The following is a 17,552-nucleotide window of genomic DNA, read 5'->3' as shown; positions in this document are numbered from 1 at the left end:
CCGATCGCGAGGCGCGTCAGGGGCGGACGACACCGATACGCGCTCGCGAGCGCCGCGAGCGCTCCGGAGGAGGAAGAGAGGGACTGGCCGGGAGAGAGGGGGACGGTTACCGTTCCACGTCGACGATCAGGTCGGTCGCAATCCACCCGTCCGGGTTTTTCGATTCGGTGAAGACCGTCCGTTCGGGGGAGGTACAGTGCGCCGTCACGTATCGATCGACTGATTCCGAGCGCGATGCCGGTGCTGCCATCGATCGGATTAGGTGTGCCTAAAGACTAAAAGATTTTGGTCGGCCTAGAGCGGAAGCCAGTCGGTGGTGACGTCCGCCTCGTGGAGGTGCCAGCACTGTTCCGTCGCCGTGCGCGGTTCCTCGCCGTCGGTGGGAGGGACGTGTAGTTCGCGCAGTTCGATGGTGGCGTCGAACAGCGGTTCGAGGCGTTCGACCACCGAGTTGTTCGCGTCGACGGGGAGGTGGACGTGACACATCCCGCCCACCTCGAGCGTTGCGTCGACCGTACTCTCGACGAACGACACCACGTCCTCCTCGTCGTACCGCTCGAGCAGGGGACGGAGCGAGTCGACGCACACGCGCAACTCCGCGGGATCGAGTCCGCCCGTCGCGGCGTCGAACTCGTCGATCGACTCGCGTACCTCCGCTTCGAGCGTCCCGAGGGTCGCCGGAAGCCCCGGTGCGGTGGGGGTCGCGGCCGCCGCACTGCGCACCGCCGGACGCCGGTCGAAGAGTTCGAACGTCCCCGTCTCGCGGCTGTCCGACGGAACGCGCGCGTCCAGGTCGGCCGTCCCGTCGGTGAGTACGACCACCCGCCGCCGTTCCCCGTCCCCGTCCTCGCCGAGGAGCCGTCGACACGCCAGGAGGTGCGACCGGCCGCAGGCCGAACCGACGACGAGCAGACTGCTCCCGCGGCGCTTCATCGCTGCGAGCGCCTGTGCAAACGCACCTGCCCCGGTCTCCGTTGTCATACCTATTCTTTCGTATATTCGCAGGGAGGATATAATAAGCCTTCTGGCATGGTTCCGGACACTCGCACCGCATTACACGACGCCGCGGGTCGACACAGGTTTGCCGAGCGGCGACCAACGTCACCCATGAGCGACCCAGAGGACGACCTCCTCGCGCTTCTCGACGACCTCGCGGACACGCTCGACGCCCTCCGCGAGGAACTCGACGCGGAGGACGCGACCGAGCGACGGACGCGACGCGCTGATCGCGGGGTTCCGGCCCGCGATCCTATGCCGCGGCGTCCGACGCCACCGCGTCCCGGCGAGTTCGTGCGCTTCACGGAGGAGTACACCATCCCGACGCTTATCGCCTTTCTGGAGGCGAACGTCCGCGCGCTCGAACTCCTGCGCGGCGTGCTCCGACTGGCCGGCGGGCGGGGGCTCCCCGCGACCGACCGCGAGAACGAGCGCGTCGCGACGGCCGGCCGACGCGCGCTCGATGGCGTCGACGCCGTCCTCGACGACCTGCAGGACGCCTTCGAGGGACGGCCCACCGACGAGAACGCCCGCACCCTGTTCGATGACGCGCGCGCGCTCCGCCGGGAGATCGACGACGCGATCGCCGGGCGCACGATCGACCGGGACGCTCGCACCGCGCGGGCCTACCGCGATCGCGACCGTGGCCGCGACCGACGACCGCGACGCGACTCGACCGACCCGATCTCCATCGCCGTGACCGACGAGACGGCGGACGACGAGGACGAGACCGACGGGGAGGCGTCCGCCGCGTCCGAGGTCGACGTGGACGCCGAACTCGACGCGATCAGGCGGGACGTCCGTCCGGACGAGGACGACGATGCGTCCGGGGACGACTCGAACCGGTCGAGCGGACGGCGTCCGCGAGACGACGGCGACGGGGGCTGACCGCCCCCGTCGCGCTCGGAGCCCCTCCGGGAACGCGCTACTGCACGGGCTCGAACCGGTAGCCGTCCCACGCCTGGCTCGCCGGCTCGCGGATCCCCGCGCCCGGTTCGCGCAGTTCCTCGACGTACACCGGCCGGACCTCGTCGCCGATGTCCACCTCGTCGGTGGTGAGCTGGCCGAGCGCGCGGACGGGTTCGCCGTCCACGTCGAACTCGACGATCGCGAGGTGATTGGGCGCGCGTACGCCCGGCGGGGTGGCGGTGCTCGTCGTCCACGTGACGACCGTCGCGGTGTACTCGCTCAGGTCGACCGTCTCGACCGGCTCGCTGCCGTCGGGGCCGACGGGGTGACTCGGGTAGCTGATGCTGCCGTCGGCGTAGCGAGTCGCCTCCATCGTCATCCCGCCACCTCCATGATCGTGGTGATGACGCAGTTGCCGAACCCACCCACGTTACAGCAGAGGCCGACCTCGGCGTCGACCTGCCGGGGGCCGGCCTCGCCGAGGAGTTGCTGGTAGATCTCGTAGCCCTGGGCCACGCCGCTCGCGCCGAGGGGGTGGCCCTTCGACTTCAGGCCGCCAGAGGTGTTGATCGGGAGGTCGCCGTCGCGCTCGGTGACGCCCTCCTCTACGGCCTCCCACGCGTGGCCCTTCTCGAAGAAGCCGAGGTCCTCGCTCTGGAGGAACTCGAGGATGGTGAACATGTCGTGGAGTTCCGCCACGTCGACGTCCTCCGGCCCGTAGCCCGACATCTCGTAGGCGATCTCGCCGCTGTCGACGACGCCGCCCATGGTGGTCGGGTCGGCGCGCTCGTGGACGACGTGCGTGTCCGTCGCGCCGCCGATCCCCGCGATCCGGACGTAGTCGTCGGTGTACTCCTCGGCCACCTCGACGGGGCAGAACAGCAGCGCCGCGCTCCCGTCGGTGATGGGACAGAAGTCGTACAGCCGGAGGGGGTCGGCCACGATCGGTGAGTCGAGGACGGTCTCGAGGTCGACCTCCTTCCGGAACTGCGCGTGGGGGTTGTCCACGCCGTTTCTGTGGTTCTTCACGGCGACCTTCGCCAGGCTCTCGCGCGGCGCGTCGTACGTGTCCAGGTAGAGGCGTGCGGTCAGCCCCGCGAAGCTCGGCAGGGTGACGCCCTGCTTGTACTCGACGGGGTGGGTGATCGAGGCGATGACGTCGGTCGCCTCGCCGGTCGACCGGTGGGTCATCTTCTCCCCGCCGACGAGCAGCGTCATGTCGCTCGCCCCGCTCGCGACCGACTGCCAGGCCGCGTACATCCCCGCGCCGCCGGAGGAGGAGGTCTGATCCACGCGCTGGGTGTACGCCGGGAGCGCGCCGAGGTCGTGCGCGAGGGCGTTCATGACCCCCGTCTGCCCCTCGAACTCGCCGCTCGCCATGTTCGAGACGTAGACGTGGTCGAGGTCGTGCGGGGCGACCCCGGCGTCGTCGAGACACGCCTTGCCGGCCTGCGAGAGGAGTTCGAGGACCCACTCCTCGCGCTGGCCGAACTGGGTCATCGACGCACCGATGAGGGCTACGTCGCTCATCGCCGACCCCCCGCCGCCTCTCGCGACGGCGTACCGTCGGAGGCGAGGACTGTCACGCGGATCATGGTTCTCCTCCGGGAGAGGGAGACGGTGCGTCTCGGTTCGGTGTCGTCTTCCGATCGCTCATGGTGTTCTTCGCGAGGCGGTGATGCAGTTCGTATCGTGATAAGTGTTGGCAGCGACGGGCGGGAGCTACCGCAGCCGCCGCGCCCGGCCCGCCATCTTCCACTCCTCGCCGCGCTCCACCGATCGCGGGAGGTCGGACCGACTGCGACAGCCGTAGCGGCCGGCGAGCGCCCACCGATCGGCGGAGCGAGGCCCGTCGTCCCGCGCGGCCGCCGCCGCGCGCTCGTCCTCGAGGTGCGCGCCGACGGCGCACGCGAGCGCCGCCGCCTCCCGGTCGGTGGCCGTCTCCGGGATCGTCACCGTCGTCTCCCCGGCGTCCGTCCGGATGTCGATGCTCCAGCTGTGGGTCTCGACGTCGAATTCGACGCTGGTGTGGGTGTGCGTAGACATGGTTACAGGGGGATGTTGCCGTGGTCCTTCGGCGGGCGGTCCGCCCGCTTCCGGTCGAGCAGTTCGAGGTCCTCGATCAGCCGCCGTCGCGTCTGTGCCGGTTCGATGACGTCGTCGAGGTAGCCCCGCTGGGCCGGTTTGTACGGGTTGGCGAACTCCTCGCGGTACTCGTCCATCAGCTCCTGTCGGCGGGCCTCGGTGTCCTCGGCCGCGCCGAGTTCGTCGCGGTAGAGGATGTTCACCGCGCCGCGCGGTCCGAGGACGGCCATCTCAGCGCCCGGCCAGGCGTAGTTCACGTCCGCGCCGAGTTCCTTCGACCCCATCACGATGTACGCGCCGCCGTAGGCCTTGCGCGTGATGACGGTGAGCAGCGGGACCGTCGCCTCCGCGTAGGCGTAGATGAGCTTCGCGCCGTGTTTGATGATGCCGTTGTGCTCCTGGTCGGTGCCGGGCATGAAGCCGGGAACGTCCACGAGCGTCACGATCGGGACGTTGAACGCGTCGCAGAAGCGCACGAACCGCGCGCCCTTCTGGCTCGCTTCGATGTCGAGCGTCCCCGCGTTCGCCCGCGGCTGGTTCGCCACGATCCCCACCGAGTGGCCGTCGAGGCGGGCGAAGCCGACGACGAGGTTGCGCGCGTAGTCGCCGTGGATCTCGAAGAACGTCCCCCGGTCGGTCAGTTCGTCCACGACGTTCGTCACGTCGTAGGGCTTCTTCGGCGCGTTCGGGACGATGTCGTCGAGCGCGTCGCACGGCCGGTCGCGGTCGTCGTGCGGGTCGACCCGCGGGGGGTCCTCGAGGTGGTTCGCGGGCAGGTACGACAGCAGGTGTCGGACGTCGTCGAGCGCGTCCTCCTCCGAGGGACAGGTGACGTGCGCGACGCCGCTCTTCGAGGCGTGCGGGCGCGCGCCGCCGAGTTCGTCCTTCGAGATCTGCTCGCCGGTGACCGTCTCGATGACGTCCGGGCCGGTGATCATCATGTGGCTGGTGTCGTCCACCATGACGGTGAAGTCCGTCAGCGCGGGCGAGTAGGTCGCCCCGCCGGCGCACGGGCCCATGATGGCAGAGAGCTGCGGGACGACGCCGCTTGCCTCCGTGTTGCGCCGGAAGATTCGCGCGAAGCCGACGAGGGAGTCGACGCCCTCCTGGATGCGCGCGCCCGCGGAGTCGTTCAACCCCACGATGGGGACGCCCGCGTCCATCGCCATGTCCATCGCCTTGCAGATCTTGTCGGCGACGGCCTCGCCGACCGACCCGCCGAGGACGGTGAAGTCGTGGGCGAACACGAACACCGGGCGGCCGTTCACCTCGCCGCGGCCGGTCACGACCGCGTCGCCCGGGTATCGCTTCTCCGCCATGTCGAAGTTCGTCGACTGGTGCTCGACGAAGGCGTCCAGCTCGCGGAACGTTCCCTCGTCGAGGAAGTACTCGACGCGCTCGTGGGCGGTCAGCTTCCCCTTCGAGTGCTGGCGGTCGATGCGCTCCTGACCCCCGCCGAGTCGGGCGACCTCGCGCCGTCGCCGAAGCTCCTCGACGGGGTCGTCGGGTTCGGTACGCGGGACCTCCTGGCTCATCTCACCACTCCATGCCGCCGTTGACGGCGAGGATCTGGCCGGTCATGTAGCTCGACTCCTCACCCGCCAGAAAGCGGACGATCCCGCAGACGTCGTCCACCTGCGCGAACCGGCCGAGCGGGATCCGGCCGACGATCTTCTCCTGAACGCGCTCGGGGACGTCCTCGAGCATGTCGGTCTGGACGAACCCCGGCGCGACGCAGTTGGCGGTCGAGCCCGAGCGGGCCATCTCCAGCGCGATCGTCCGCGTGAACCCGAACAGGCCGCTCTTGGTGGTGGCGTAGTTGGCCTGGCCGTAGTTGCCCTGCTGGCCGACCACGCTCGAGATGTTGACGAGCCGGCCGTGTTCGGCCTCGAGCAGGTCGTCGAAGAAGACCTTCGTACAGTTGAACACCCCACCGAGGTTCACGTCCATCACGCGGTCCCAGTCCTCCCGTGTCATGTTCGCGAACTTGCGATCGACGGTCAGTCCGGCGTTGTTCACGAGTACGTCGACGCCGCCGAACGCCCGCTCGACGTCCTCGGCCATCCCCTCCACCGAGTCGAGGTCGCTCACGTCGGCCTGTACCGCGATCGCCCGTCCGCCCGCGTCCTCGATCTCCTCGACGACGTCGTAGGCCTCCGCCTCCGAGGAGCGGTAGTTGACGACGACGTCCGCGCCCTGTTCGCCGAGTTCGATCGCGATACCCCGTCCGATGCCACGTGACGCGCCGGTGACGACGCAGGTCTGTGTCGATAGTGTCATTGTTTTGCCTTTATTGTCGACCGCGCATGCACGACCCCCTGGTCGCCCCGGGTGCCCGGAACCGGGAACGATGGTAAACGTGCGCGCCGTTAGTTCGAGGTCACGACGACCTCGATGAAAGCCTTGTCCTAATATCGCCTAGTATATTTTGGCGAGTGTACATACATCATGCCGATGTACGACACGGGCACGGTAATCGCCCTACAGAACCACCAACGGACCTCAATCGTATAACTGTATGTCATAGTACAGCACGGTGAATGTGCGCAAGTGGTGACGTTCACCTGTCACGAATCGGTAGCTTGCGGCAATATTCGCTATAGCGTATAAGTAACCCAGAGAAGATGATATTACGAGAATTACTCTGGAATAATTATCGTCACCCCTGTCGAATTACAGGTCGAACCGGACGCCGACGCCGGGCACGCGGATCGTCGTGCGCCCGGTCGCTCTCCGGCGGCGGGCCGCCGCCACGCGGACCGCGACGACGCCCGCCGAGAAACTCACCGCGGCGAGCGCCGCGAGCGTCGGGTAACTCACCACCCACAGGGCGACGGGCACCGCGAGCGCCACCGCGAAGGCGACGAGGAGGGTGCGGGCGTCCGGCGTCTCCGGGATCGGTGGGTACGGCGTATCGGTTCGGCCGACGGGGGATCGGGGCGATCTCATCACGGATGGAGAGACGGTCCCCGGACGCAAAAGTGTAATCTGAAATCCATTTCTGTAGGCGATCGTACTGAACGTCTCTTCTGTAGGATGCAGATCAGGTCAGCGCTCGACCCCGAGTACCCGGAGGTCACCGTCCATCGTGACCCGAAGGGTCTCGCCGTCGAGCGTGATCGCCACCTCGACGCGCCACGGGTCCGTCTCCAGGACGGTGACCGCCTCGTCGGAGACGCACCAGTCGAGCGTCCAGTAGGGCGTCACTCCGAGGTCGATCCCGTGGTCGCGGTGGAACGCGACGACGTCGGACTGATCGAGCAGGCGCAGGCCGACCGCCGAGCAGAGCCGGTGGTTGCACTGCGCACAGACGTGGTCCGCGCGCAGTCCGTCGCCCAGACAGCAGTCCCCCTCGCTCACGAGGACGGTCTCCATTCGGCCGCTGCACTCCGGACAGACGCCGTCCGCCGCGAGGCAGTGGAGGTGGCGCACGCGCTGGTCGAACGCCCGCGCGATCTCCTCGTCCGTCCGGTCGTTCAGGCCCCCCGGCGGGAAGGAGTACTTCCCGTGTCGCCGCTCGCAGTCGGTGCAGACGACGGCGAGCATCTCGTCGTCGTAGCGGGCTTCGACGGGACCGCCGCACCAGAGACACGATCCCTCGACCGGGAACGGCTCGACGTGTGGATGCTCGTTGAACGACCCCGCGAGGACCGCCTGCACCACCTTCGTCCCGGCGTGACGAAGGTCGTAGCCGTCGTCCGTGCGCCGGACGAACTGGTCGGTCAGCTTCCCGAGGTGGTAGTTGAACTGCGCGCTGTCGCGCATCCCGACCATCTCGCGCAGCCGGGAGAACCGCACCGGTCGCTCCTCCGCGCGCCACAGCGCCTCCAGGATCGAGAGGCGCGTCTCGTTCGCGACGATGGAGAACGCCTCCGCCGGGGCGACGCAGTCAGAGCACTCCTGAATGCTCGACTCCGCCTCGCTTTCGCTCATACCCGCAGATAGGTGTCCTGCGTGGTAAAGGTATAGCTCAAATAGATTTTTGGAACGATAGCGGGAGGTCGGGGCGGCGGATCGATCGCCGAACGGATGGAGTCGGAGACGGGCTCCCGCCACGGTTCGGCCGCCATCGCGGCCCGAATGTGCGCCGACGAGGAGCGGAGGCTAGCCGCCGGTAAACCGGACCCGGGAGCGAGACGACCGGTCGCGAGAGCGCAGAAAGAGCTAAGGATCCCGACGAGGAGTGTCGTGACAAATGCTACCAACTATCAAAGAGCGCCGGACTTCGGTGAAATCGTGAGTTCGTTCACGACCGACGAGATCTGCGAGATGAGCGGCGCTCGACAGGCCCGGCTCATCAGGGAGGGGGCGATCTCCCCGGTGGACGCGGTCGAGGCGTCGCTGGATCGCATCGAGCGACTCGACTCGACGCTCAACGCGTTCTGCACCCTGGCGGACGAAGAGGCCATGGAGGCCGCGAGGGAGGCCGAGAGGGCGATCGAGGACGGTGCCGACGTCGGTCCGCTCCACGGCGTGCCCGTCGGGATAAAGGACCTGATCGCGACGAAGGGAATTCGCTCCACGTTCGGGTCGAAACTCTACGGGGACTTCGTGCCGGACCGGGACAGCGTCGTCGTGGAACGGATCAGGGACGCCGGCGGGATCGTCCTCGGCAAGACGAACGTTCCCGAGTTCGGCTACCAGGGGATCACCGACAACGCCGTCTTCGGACCGACCAGGAACCCCTGGGACCCGGATCGGACGCCGGGCGGCTCGAGCGGCGGCTCCGGAGCCGCGCTCGCGGCGGGGATGGTTCCGCTCGCGCTCGGCTCCGACGGCGGCGGTTCGATCCGCATCCCGTCGAGTTTCTGCGGTCTGTACGGGATGAAGGCCTCGTTCGGTCGCGTCCCCCTGTTCCCGGAGCACCGCGATCCGGAACTCCCCGGGACGAACGCGTGGGAGTCGGTCGAACACGTCGGACCGATGAGCCGCACGGTCGAGGACAGCGCGCTGCTGCTCGACGTGATAGCCGGTCCCCACCACATGGACCGCCACTCGCTCCCGGACGACGGGACCGATTACCTCGGGGCCGTACGGGAGCCGGACGTCGACGGCCTGACGGTCGCGTACACGCCGGACTGGGGGTACGCCGCCGTCGATCCGTCCGTCCGCGAGATCACCGCGGAGGCCGCGCGGATCTTCGAGGACGAACTCGGCTGTACCGTCGAGCGAGCGACGCCCGTCTTCCCCGACCCCCTGGACGCGTTCACGGCGATCGTCGCGCAGAGCACCGACCTCAAGGAACTGCGGAAGGAACTCCACGAACACAGCGGCGAGATGGAACCGGTCCTGGTCGACATCCTGGAGACGGAGTGGACCGCGACGGACTTCACCGAGGCCTACAAGGTCCGACAGGCGGTGAACGTCGAGATGCGGCGGTTCACGGAGGAGTACGATCTCGTCCTCACGCCGACGCTCGCCGTCCCGCCATTCGAGGTCGGGAGCCCCGGCCCGACCACCATCGACGGCCGCCGGGTCGAGTTGTTCCACTGGCTCTCGTTCACCTTCACGATCAACCTGACCGGACAGCCGGCGGCGACGGTACCGGCGGGGTGGACCGACGACGACCTACCCGTCGGGTTGCAGATCGTCGGCGGTCACCTCGACGACGAACTGGTGCTCGAAGCGTCGGCGGCGTACGAGGAGGCGAACCCGTGGTACGATCGCTACTTCCCGACGGACGCCTGAGGTCGCACCTCGCCTCGAACTGACCCTCGACGGGGCGACCCCGCACACCCGCGATCGCTCTTCGACCGCGCGACGTCCCGTCGCCGCGGACCGGGAACCAGGTGTACCGCGGACGGATTTCGTTTTAAGTTTCGGACCGTCGAACGCGGGTACATGCCACGCCTGCGGACCGTCGGCGGCGAGGGGGTCGATCGGCTCAACGCCATCAGCGACGGCGTATTCGCCATCGTGCTGACGCTGCTCGTCCTCCAGTTCGAGGTCCCCGAGGTCCCCCCGTCGGAACTCGGGGGCGCGCTGCGCGCGATGCGACCGCTGTTCGTCAGCTACCTCCTGAGCTTCTTCGTCGTCGGCGTTTACTGGGTCGTCCACCACAACCTGTTTCGGCTGATCGTCCGACACGACCGCGTCCTCCTGTATCTCAACCTCCTGTTTCTCCTCTCGGTGTCGTTCATGCCGTTCCCGACGGAACTCACCGGAACCTACGGCACGCGCCTCGCGTGGACGCTCTACGCGCTCAACTTCATCGCGATGGGGATCTCCATGACCGCCGTCTGGCAGTACGCCGCGTCGAGCGGGTACGTCGCCGACGAGATCACTCCCCGCGCCGAGCGCCTCCTCACCCTTCGCGGATTGATCAACCCCGCCGTGTTCGCCCTCTCGATCGGCGTCAGCGCGGTGAGCCTCGATGCGGCCTACCTCGTCCCGTTGCTCATCGCCCCCCTCCAGCTGTTCTGGGCGCGGCGGTACGGCTCCCCGGACGAGGAGTGACCGGTGGAGGGGGAGTGACCGGTGGAGCGCTACGGGGCGGAGCGCGTCCCGTCGACGACCGACCACCCACCTCCGCGACCGACTACTCGCCTCCGCGACCGCCCGATCGAACCCGTTCGGAGTAGAAGGACTTTAGGCCCACCTAGACGAAGCGCCGAGCGCCGGCTGTCAGAGCCACGTTACTGCCCTCCGCGAGATCTTTCTTCGCCGGGGCGCACGATAGTAAGAATCATACGGATAGGGGGCGCGTTAATTTTTAGGCCATCCTAAAACCGATACCCTTTTCAGTGTTTTAGGCTAGCCTAAAACGCGTATGCCGGAACACGGAGATACGATACCCGTCGCGGTAGTTTCGAGCGGAGGTGTCCTCGCGTGAGCTACGGCGAGGCGTCGAACGCGCGACTGCTCGACCAGCAGGCGCGCCGGGAGTCCAACGCGCGAACGTACCCGCGGCACCTGCCGCTCGCCATCCGGGAGGCGCGGGGGGTCACCGTCGTCGACATGGACGGCGAGGAGTACTACGACTGTCTCGCGGGCGCGGGGACGCTCGCGCTCGGGCACAACCACCCCGTCGCCGTCGAGGCGATGGAGCGCGTGCTCGAGGAGCGCCGCGCGCTCCACACCCTCGACATCACCACCCCGGCGAAGGAGGCGTTCGTCGATCGGCTCTTCGAGAGCCTCCCCGACGAGTTCGCCGAGCGCGCCCGCGTGCAGTTCTGCGGTCCGGCCGGGACGGACGCGGTCGAGGCCGCCCTCAAGCTCGTGAAGACCGCCACGGGGCGGGAGAGCGTCCTCGCCTTCCGCGGCGGTTACCACGGGATGACCAACGGCGCGCTGGGCCTGATGGGCGACACCGACCCGAAGGAACCCGTCTCCGGGCTCATGCCGGGCGTCCAGCACCTCCCGTATCCCTACGACTACCGCTGTCCGTTCGGGATCGGCGGCGACGAGGGCGCGCGCACCGCTGCGCGCTACGTCGATCGCCTCCTCGACGACCCCGAACGCGGCGTCACCGACCCCGCCGGGGCGGTGGTCGAACTCGTCCAGGGCGAGGGGGGCGCGATCCCCGCGCCGGACGGCTGGACGCGGGAACTCCGCCGGATCACCCGCGAGCACGGCGTCCCGCTCGTCGTCGACGAGATCCAGACCGGCCTCGGGCGGACGGGCGAGCTGTACGCCTTCGAGCACGCGGGCATCACGCCCGACGTGGTCACCCTCTCGAAGGCCGTCGGCGGCGGCCTCCCGCTCGCCGTCGTGGTCTACGACGAGCGCCTCGACGTGTGGGAGCCGGGGGCGCACGCCGGCACCTTCCGCGGCAACCAGCTCGCCATGGCCGCGGGGGAGGCCACGATCGAGTACGTCCTCGAACACGACCTGCACGAGCGCGCGGCCGCGATGGGCGCGCGCCTGCGCGACCGCCTCGACGCCGTCTCCGAGAGGCACGACGCCGTGGGCGACGTGCGCGGTCGCGGGCTGATGCTCGGCGTCGAGTTCGTCGACCCGACCGCCGAACCCGACGGGATCGGGAGCTACCCCGCCGACGGCGACCTCGCGGAGCGGGTGCGGGCGGAGTGCTTCGACCGCGGACTGATCGTCGAACTCGGCGGCCGCCACGGCGCGACCGCCCGCTTCCTCCCGCCGCTGATCGTCACGCGCGAGGACGTGGACGCCATCGCCGACCGGTTCGACGAGGCGGTCGAGGCGGCCGTGGCGACGGAGGTACCCGCATGAGCGGCGTCCCGGCGTACGCCGACGGTCGCACGACCGCCGAAACGCTCTTCCTCGGCGGCGAGGGGAGCGCGGAGAGCTACCGGGCGGCGATGCGCCTCGCCGAAGAGGCCGTCGTCGAGACGGTCGTGGAGGGCGACGCCCCCTACTCCGGCCGCTCGCCGGAGCGACTGCGCGACCGACTCGCGGACCTCGAGTGTCTCCCCGAGGAGGGCGTCGGCTTCGAGCGGACGGTTCGCCAGGTCGCTGACCTCGTGCTCGCGGACTCGGTGAACGTCTCGCACCCGGCCTGCGCCGCCCACCTGCAGTGCCCGCCGCTCGTCCCCTCGCTCGCGGCGGAGGCGATGCTGACCGCGACGAACCAGTCGCTCGACTCCTGGGACCAGAGCCCCGCGGCGTCGGTGCTCGAGGAGCGCTTCGTCGGCCGGCTCGCGGCGCTGTTCGGCTACGGCGAGGACGCCGACGGCGTCTTCACGAGCGGCGGGACGGCGTCCAACTTCCTCGGCCTGCTGCTGGCGCGCAACCGCCACCTCGCCGAGGAGCACGACCGCGACGCACGGCGCGACGGCCTCCCGCCGGAGGCGGCCGACCTCAGAATCCTCTCCTCCGAGGCGGCGCACTTCACGGCGGCGCAGGCCGCCGCCCACCTCGGGCTGGGCGAGCGGGCGGTCGTCGAGGTCGAGACGGACGACGACTTCCGGCTGTCGCCCGCGGCGCTCGACGAGGCGCTCTCCCGCCTCGACGACGACGGCCGGGAGCCGTTCGCGCTCGTCGGCACCGCCGGCACGACGGACTTCGGGAGCGTCGATCCGCTCGACGCGCTGGCGGACCGCGCCGACGAGCGCGGGCTCTGGTTCCACGTCGACGCGGCCTACGGCGGCGCGCTCGCGCTCAGCGACCGCCACCGCGATCGGCTGTCGGGGATCGAGCGGGCGGACTCCCTTGCGGTGGACTTCCACAAGCTGTTCTACCAGCCGATCAGCTGCGGGCTGTTCCTCCTGCGCGACGGCGACGACTACCGCCACGTGGCGCGCAACGCGGCCTACCTCAACCCGGAGGGCGACGACGCGGCGGGCGTCCCGAACCTCGTCTCGAAGTCGACCCAGACCACCCGCCGGTTCGACGCGCTGAAGCCGCTCGTCGCGTTCCGCACGCTCGGCCGCCGACGCCTCGCCGCGCTCGTCGAGCACACCCTCGACCTCGCGACCGAGGTGGCCGCCCGGATCGCGGCCGATCCGGACCTCGAACTGGTGACCGAACCGGCGCTCAACGCCGTCGTCTTCCGCTACGTCCCGTCGTCAGCCGCCGACGGCGGCGACGGCGGTCGGGCCGATCGCATCAACGAGGCGATCCGCGACGCGCTGCTCGCCGAGGGCGACGCCGTGCTCGCGCGCACCGAGGTCGACGGGCGAACCCACCTCAAGTTCACCCTGCTCAACCCGCGGACGACGGTCGAGCACGCGGAGGGGATCCTCAGTCGGGTGACGGCGCTCGGCCGCGACCTCGACGCCGCGGAGGTGGGCCGATGAGCGGCGAGGCCGGAGAGACGACGGGCGCGGGCGAGGAACCGACGACCGCGTCCGGGGCGACGAGCGTCGACGCCGCAGAAGTCGCGCGCGAGGCGACCCGCACCGCCTTCCTCGACTGCTACCTCCGCGAGGCGGGCGGCGAGTTCGTCGCCGCGGAGGGGACGCCGATCGACGCCCCCGAGAGCGGCCTCGTGGCCCGGTGCGCGCTCGACGAACTGGGCGTCGAACTGCTGACGCCGGTGGCCTACCGATCGCCGACGGGTCGCCACCTCTTCGACGGCCCCACCCGCGCGCGCTTCGGCGGCGGCGATCCGGTCGAGTGCGACTATGCGACGCTCGCCGCGCTCGTCGTCCGCGACCTCTCGCTCGCGCGCGACGGCGACGGCGACGAACTGCTCCGCCGCGTGCTCCTCAGCTGCCGGAACGTCGAGCGCTTCGTCGAGGCGCGAAGGGACGACGAGGAGCGCCTCTACGGGCTCGACTTCGACCTGCTCGACGCCGAGCAGTCGCTCGTCTTCGGCCACCTGCTGCACCCCACGCCGAAGAGCCGACAGGGGATGTCCCCCCGCGAGGAGGGGCGCTACGCCCCGGAACTCCGCGGGCGCTTCCCGCTCTACTACGTCCGCGCCGACCCCGACCTCGTCGTCCACGACGCGGCGCGCGACGAGAGCGCCGTCGAGTGGGTGAAGCGCGAACTCCGCGCGGATCCCGAGGTCCCCGACGACTTCGTCGCGGCGCACGTCGAGAGCGGCGACGCGCTCCTCCCGCTGCATCCCTGGCAGGCCCGCCGCCTGCTCGACCGGCCCGCGGTGCGCGAGCTGATCGAGGCGGGGCGGCTCGAACCGCTCGGCGAGGTGGGCCGCGAGTTCGCCCCCACCACGTCGGTGCGCACGCTCTATCACCCCGACGCCTCGTTCATGGCGAAGGGGTCGCTCGACGTGCGCATCACCAACTCCCGGCGGGTGAACAAGCGCCCCGAACTGGACCGCGGGGTCGCCGTCTCAGAGCTGCTGGAGACGGCACTCGGCGACGACCTCGCCCGCGAGTTCCCCGACTTCGACGTGGTGCGCGACCCCGCGTACCTCACCCTCGACGTGGACGACGGACGCGACGCGGGAGGAGGGAACGACGGGGACGGCGCGACCGACGCCCCCGAATCCGGCTTCGAGGTCGTCCTCCGGGAGAACCCCTTCCGGGGGGACGACGCGCGGAACGTCGCGCCGGTCGTCGCGCTCTGCCAGGACCGAATCGGCGAGGGGCGCTCCCGGCTGGGGGCGGTCGTCGCCGCGCTCGCCGACCGAGAGGGCCGGTCGTTCGACGCCGTCGCCGAGGAGTGGTTCCGCCGCTACCTCGCGATCTCGGTGCGCCCGCTGCTCTGGCTCTACCTCGAGCGCGGGATCGGCCTCGAGGCCCACCAGCAGAACAGCCTCCTTCGGCTCGACGACGGCTATCCCGAGGCGTTCTACTACCGCGACAACCAGGGGTACTACTTCCCCGAGGCGAGGTACGACGAGGTGGATCGGCTCCTGCCGGGCGTCGGCGAGCGCGCCGACACGATCTGTCCGGACGCCGTCGCCGACGAGCGGATCCGCTACTACGTCGTGCTGAACAACGCCTTCGGCGTCGCGAACGCGCTCGGCGTGGCGGGCGCGGACGAGCGCCACCTGCTGGCCGCTCTCCGCGAGGAACTGGAGCGGGCGACCGAGTACGACCGTCCCACCTCCTCGCTGGTGACGAGCCTGCTCTCGGAGCCGACGGTGCCGTGCAAGGCGAACCTGCTCACCCGGTTCCACGACATGGACGAACTCGTCGGGTCGCTCGACGACCAGTCGGTGTACGCCGAGATCGAGAACCCGCTCGTGACGGAACCCGAGGTGACCGCCGAATGACCGACCCGCGCGCCACGGTGGCCGCGGCCTACGACTTCCAGCGCCGCGAGGAGGCGATCGGGCGGACGATCTCGTTCCGGCGGGCGGCGCTCGACCGCGACCTCGGGCGGCTCCACGCCTGGCTCAACGAGCCCCACGTCCTGCCGTACTGGCAACTGAACCACCCGCTCCCGCGCTTCCGCGACGCGCTGGTCGAGAAGCTGGCCGACGACCACCTCACGCCGTACGTCGGCTGCCTCGATCACGTCCCGATGAGCTACTGGGAGTCCTACTGGGCGGCAGACGACGCGCTCGCCTCGTACTACGACGCCGACCCGACCGACCAGGGGATCCACCTGCTGATCGGTCCGCCGGAGTACCTCGGGCGGGGGTACGCGATCCCGCTCCTCCGCGCCATGACCGAGTTCCAGTTCACCCACCACGAGACGGACCGGATCGTCACCGAACCGGACGCGCGCAACGAGGCGGCGATCCACTGCTTCGAGCGCTGCGGCTTCGAGCCGGTCCGCGAGTTCCGGTTCGAGGAGGAGGACAAGGACGCGCTCCTGATGGTCTGCGAGCGCGAGCGGTTCGAGGAGGTGCTCGGATGAGCGCCGCCGAACCCGTTCGGGACCTCGTGGGCGTCGGGATCGGCCCGTTCGACCTCGGGCTGGCCGCGCTGCTCGACGGCGCGGACGCCGACGCGGACGCCGTCTTCCTCGACCGGAAGCCCGAGTTCCGCTGGCACGGCGGGATGCTCATCGAGGGGACCACCCTCGAAGTCCCGTTCCTCGCGGACCTCGTGACGCTCGCGGACCCCACCAGCCCCCACAGCTACCTCAACTACCTCCGGGAGCGCGACCGGCTGTACGAGTTCTACTTCTACGAGACGTTCCAGATCCCACGGCGCGAGTACGACGCGTACATGCGGTGGGTCGCCGAGCGCCTCGACTCCTGTCGGTTCTCGCGAGAGGTGACCGCCGTCGAGTACGACGACGAGCGCGAGGTGTTCGAGGTGCGCGCCCGGAACCCCGAGACGGGCGAACGCCACCGCTACCTCGCCCGCGACCTCGTACTCGGCGTGGGGAGCGTCCCCTACGTCCCGGAGGCGTTCCGCGACCTCCCCGACGCCGACGTGTTCCACACGGCGTCCTACCTCGACCGTCGCGAACGCTGCCTGGACGCCGACGCGATCACCGTCGTCGGGTCGGGCCAGAGCGCGGCGGAGGTGTTCCTCGACCTGCTCGAACGCCAGCCCGAGCGCGACTACCGCCTCGACTGGCTCACGCGATCGGACGGCTTCTTCCCGATGGAGTACTCGAAGCTCGGCCTCCAGCACTTCACGCCGGAGTACGCGCGGTACTTCAACTCGCTCCCGCAGGAGACCCGCGACGAGGTGCTCCCCGAGCAGGACCTGCTGTACAAGGGGATCGACCCCGAGACGAACGACCGCATCTACGAGACCCTGTACGAGCACTCGATCGAGCGCGACCCCGACGTGGGCCTGCTGGCGATGACCGAGGTGCGGGGGATCGAGCCGTCGGCCGACGGCCCGCACCGCTACCGCCTCGCCTGCGAGCAGCGCCAGGAGGCGACGCGCTTCGAGCACGGCGCGGACGTCGTCGTCCTGGGCACGGGCTACCACCGGCCGACGCCCGAGTTCCTCGCGCCGCTCGAACCGCGCATCCGCCGCGACGAGCGCGACCGCCTCCGGATCACCGAGGACTACCGCGTCGAACTCGACGACGTGGCCGGGCGGGTGTTCGTCCAGAACGCCGAACTCCACACCCACGGCGTCGGCGCGCCCGACCTCGGCCTCGGCACCTACCGCAACAGCGTCATCGTGGAGCAGCTGCTCGGCGAGGCGGTCTATCCCGTCGACCGGGACACCGTGTTCCAGGACTTCGGCGTCGAGCAGTTCCTGTCAGACTCCCCCGTAGAGGGGCGAACCGACCACCCGATACAGGAGGACTAACCCGAG

17 protein-coding genes are annotated in these 17,552 nt (G+C 69.7%); 8 read left to right on the top strand and 9 right to left on the bottom strand.

The genetic code is table 11. From position 1 onward, the window contains the following. Positions 1 to 106: 106 nt before the first annotated feature. Together NKI68_RS15680 and NKI68_RS15675 are read right to left on the bottom strand one after the other, a co-directional pair. Positions 107 to 250 (bottom strand): hypothetical protein, encoded by a 144-nt coding sequence (locus tag NKI68_RS15680; protein WP_254544047.1) that lies wholly within the window; start codon positions 248 to 250, stop codon positions 107 to 109. Between the two features lie 44 nt (positions 251 to 294). Further along, entirely contained in the window at positions 295 to 981 is a 687-nt protein-coding gene (locus tag NKI68_RS15675; protein WP_254544046.1) for a DUF7504 family protein, read from the bottom strand. A gap of 126 nt (positions 982 to 1,107) precedes the next feature. Here NKI68_RS15675 and NKI68_RS15670 point away from each other — a divergent pair, with 126 nt between their 5' ends. Further along, positions 1,108 to 1,884, top strand: a complete 777-nt coding sequence (locus NKI68_RS15670; protein ID WP_254544045.1) for a DUF7547 family protein — start codon at positions 1,108 to 1,110, stop codon at positions 1,882 to 1,884. Positions 1,885 to 1,921: 37 nt separating this feature from the next. On the opposite strand, the gene NKI68_RS15665 is transcribed toward NKI68_RS15670, so the two are convergent. From NKI68_RS15665 to NKI68_RS15635, 7 genes are all read right to left on the bottom strand, one after another. Continuing rightward, complete coding sequence (locus tag NKI68_RS15665; RefSeq protein ID WP_254544044.1) at positions 1,922 to 2,284, bottom strand: Zn-ribbon domain-containing OB-fold protein; 363 nt, start codon at positions 2,282 to 2,284, stop codon at positions 1,922 to 1,924. Continuing rightward, the gene (locus NKI68_RS15660; protein ID WP_254544043.1) at positions 2,281 to 3,435 is read right to left on the bottom strand and encodes a thiolase family protein; all 1,155 of its coding nucleotides are present in this window, start codon (positions 3,433 to 3,435) and stop codon (positions 2,281 to 2,283) included. Before NKI68_RS15660 ends, NKI68_RS15665 begins: the two co-directional genes overlap by 4 nt. A 192-nt stretch (positions 3,436 to 3,627) precedes the next feature. Then, complete coding sequence (locus tag NKI68_RS15655) at positions 3,628 to 3,951, bottom strand: DUF8022 family protein (protein WP_254544041.1); 324 nt, start codon at positions 3,949 to 3,951, stop codon at positions 3,628 to 3,630. 2 nt (positions 3,952 to 3,953) lie between these two features. Continuing rightward, the gene (locus NKI68_RS15650) at positions 3,954 to 5,525 is read right to left on the bottom strand and encodes an acyl-CoA carboxylase subunit beta (protein ID WP_254544040.1); all 1,572 of its coding nucleotides are present in this window, start codon (positions 5,523 to 5,525) and stop codon (positions 3,954 to 3,956) included. Between the two features lies 1 nt (position 5,526). Beyond that, the gene (locus tag NKI68_RS15645) at positions 5,527 to 6,270 is read right to left on the bottom strand and encodes a beta-ketoacyl-ACP reductase (RefSeq protein ID WP_254544039.1); all 744 of its coding nucleotides are present in this window, start codon (positions 6,268 to 6,270) and stop codon (positions 5,527 to 5,529) included. A 393-nt stretch (positions 6,271 to 6,663) separates the two neighbouring features. After that, positions 6,664 to 6,939, bottom strand: coding sequence for a hypothetical protein (locus tag NKI68_RS15640; protein ID WP_254544038.1), 276 nt, complete (start codon positions 6,937 to 6,939; stop codon positions 6,664 to 6,666). A 99-nt stretch (positions 6,940 to 7,038) separates the two neighbouring features. Then, the gene (locus NKI68_RS15635; RefSeq protein WP_254544037.1) at positions 7,039 to 7,923 is read right to left on the bottom strand and encodes a DUF7351 domain-containing protein; all 885 of its coding nucleotides are present in this window, start codon (positions 7,921 to 7,923) and stop codon (positions 7,039 to 7,041) included. A 303-nt stretch (positions 7,924 to 8,226) separates the two neighbouring features. Between NKI68_RS15635 and NKI68_RS15630 the strand changes: the two genes are divergently transcribed. From NKI68_RS15630 to NKI68_RS15600, 7 genes are all read left to right on the top strand, one after another. Then, positions 8,227 to 9,678: an amidase gene (locus NKI68_RS15630; RefSeq protein ID WP_254544036.1), complete on the top strand. Its 1,452-nt coding sequence runs from the start codon at positions 8,227 to 8,229 to the stop codon at positions 9,676 to 9,678. A 153-nt stretch (positions 9,679 to 9,831) separates the two neighbouring features. After that, on the top strand, positions 9,832 to 10,446 hold the full coding sequence (locus NKI68_RS15625; RefSeq protein WP_254544035.1) for a TMEM175 family protein: 615 nt from the start codon (positions 9,832 to 9,834) through the stop codon (positions 10,444 to 10,446). A 372-nt stretch (positions 10,447 to 10,818) separates the two neighbouring features. Then, the gene (locus NKI68_RS15620) at positions 10,819 to 12,177 is read left to right on the top strand and encodes a diaminobutyrate--2-oxoglutarate transaminase (RefSeq protein ID WP_254544034.1); all 1,359 of its coding nucleotides are present in this window, start codon (positions 10,819 to 10,821) and stop codon (positions 12,175 to 12,177) included. Next, a complete protein-coding gene (locus NKI68_RS15615; RefSeq protein WP_254544032.1) occupies positions 12,174 to 13,703 on the top strand; it encodes a pyridoxal phosphate-dependent decarboxylase family protein in 1,530 nt (509 codons plus the stop codon). The genes NKI68_RS15620 and NKI68_RS15615 overlap by 4 nt, the downstream gene beginning before the upstream one ends. After that, positions 13,700 to 15,592: an IucA/IucC family protein gene (locus NKI68_RS15610; protein ID WP_254544031.1), complete on the top strand. Its 1,893-nt coding sequence runs from the start codon at positions 13,700 to 13,702 to the stop codon at positions 15,590 to 15,592. Before NKI68_RS15615 ends, NKI68_RS15610 begins: the two co-directional genes overlap by 4 nt. Next, positions 15,589 to 16,182 (top strand): GNAT family N-acetyltransferase, encoded by a 594-nt coding sequence (locus NKI68_RS15605; RefSeq protein WP_254544030.1) that lies wholly within the window; start codon positions 15,589 to 15,591, stop codon positions 16,180 to 16,182. The genes NKI68_RS15610 and NKI68_RS15605 overlap by 4 nt, the downstream gene beginning before the upstream one ends. After that, a complete protein-coding gene (locus tag NKI68_RS15600) occupies positions 16,179 to 17,546 on the top strand; it encodes a lysine N(6)-hydroxylase/L-ornithine N(5)-oxygenase family protein (protein ID WP_254544029.1) in 1,368 nt (455 codons plus the stop codon). The genes NKI68_RS15605 and NKI68_RS15600 overlap by 4 nt, the downstream gene beginning before the upstream one ends. The last annotated feature ends 6 nt before the right edge of the window (positions 17,547 to 17,552 follow it).

Origin of the sequence: Halomarina pelagica (assembly GCF_024228315.1) — an archaeon.
Classification (GTDB): domain Archaea; phylum Halobacteriota; class Halobacteria; order Halobacteriales; family Haloarculaceae; genus Halomarina; species Halomarina pelagica.
Note: the sequence above shows the minus strand (reverse complement) of the source record. Positions and strands in the feature narration are given on the sequence as shown.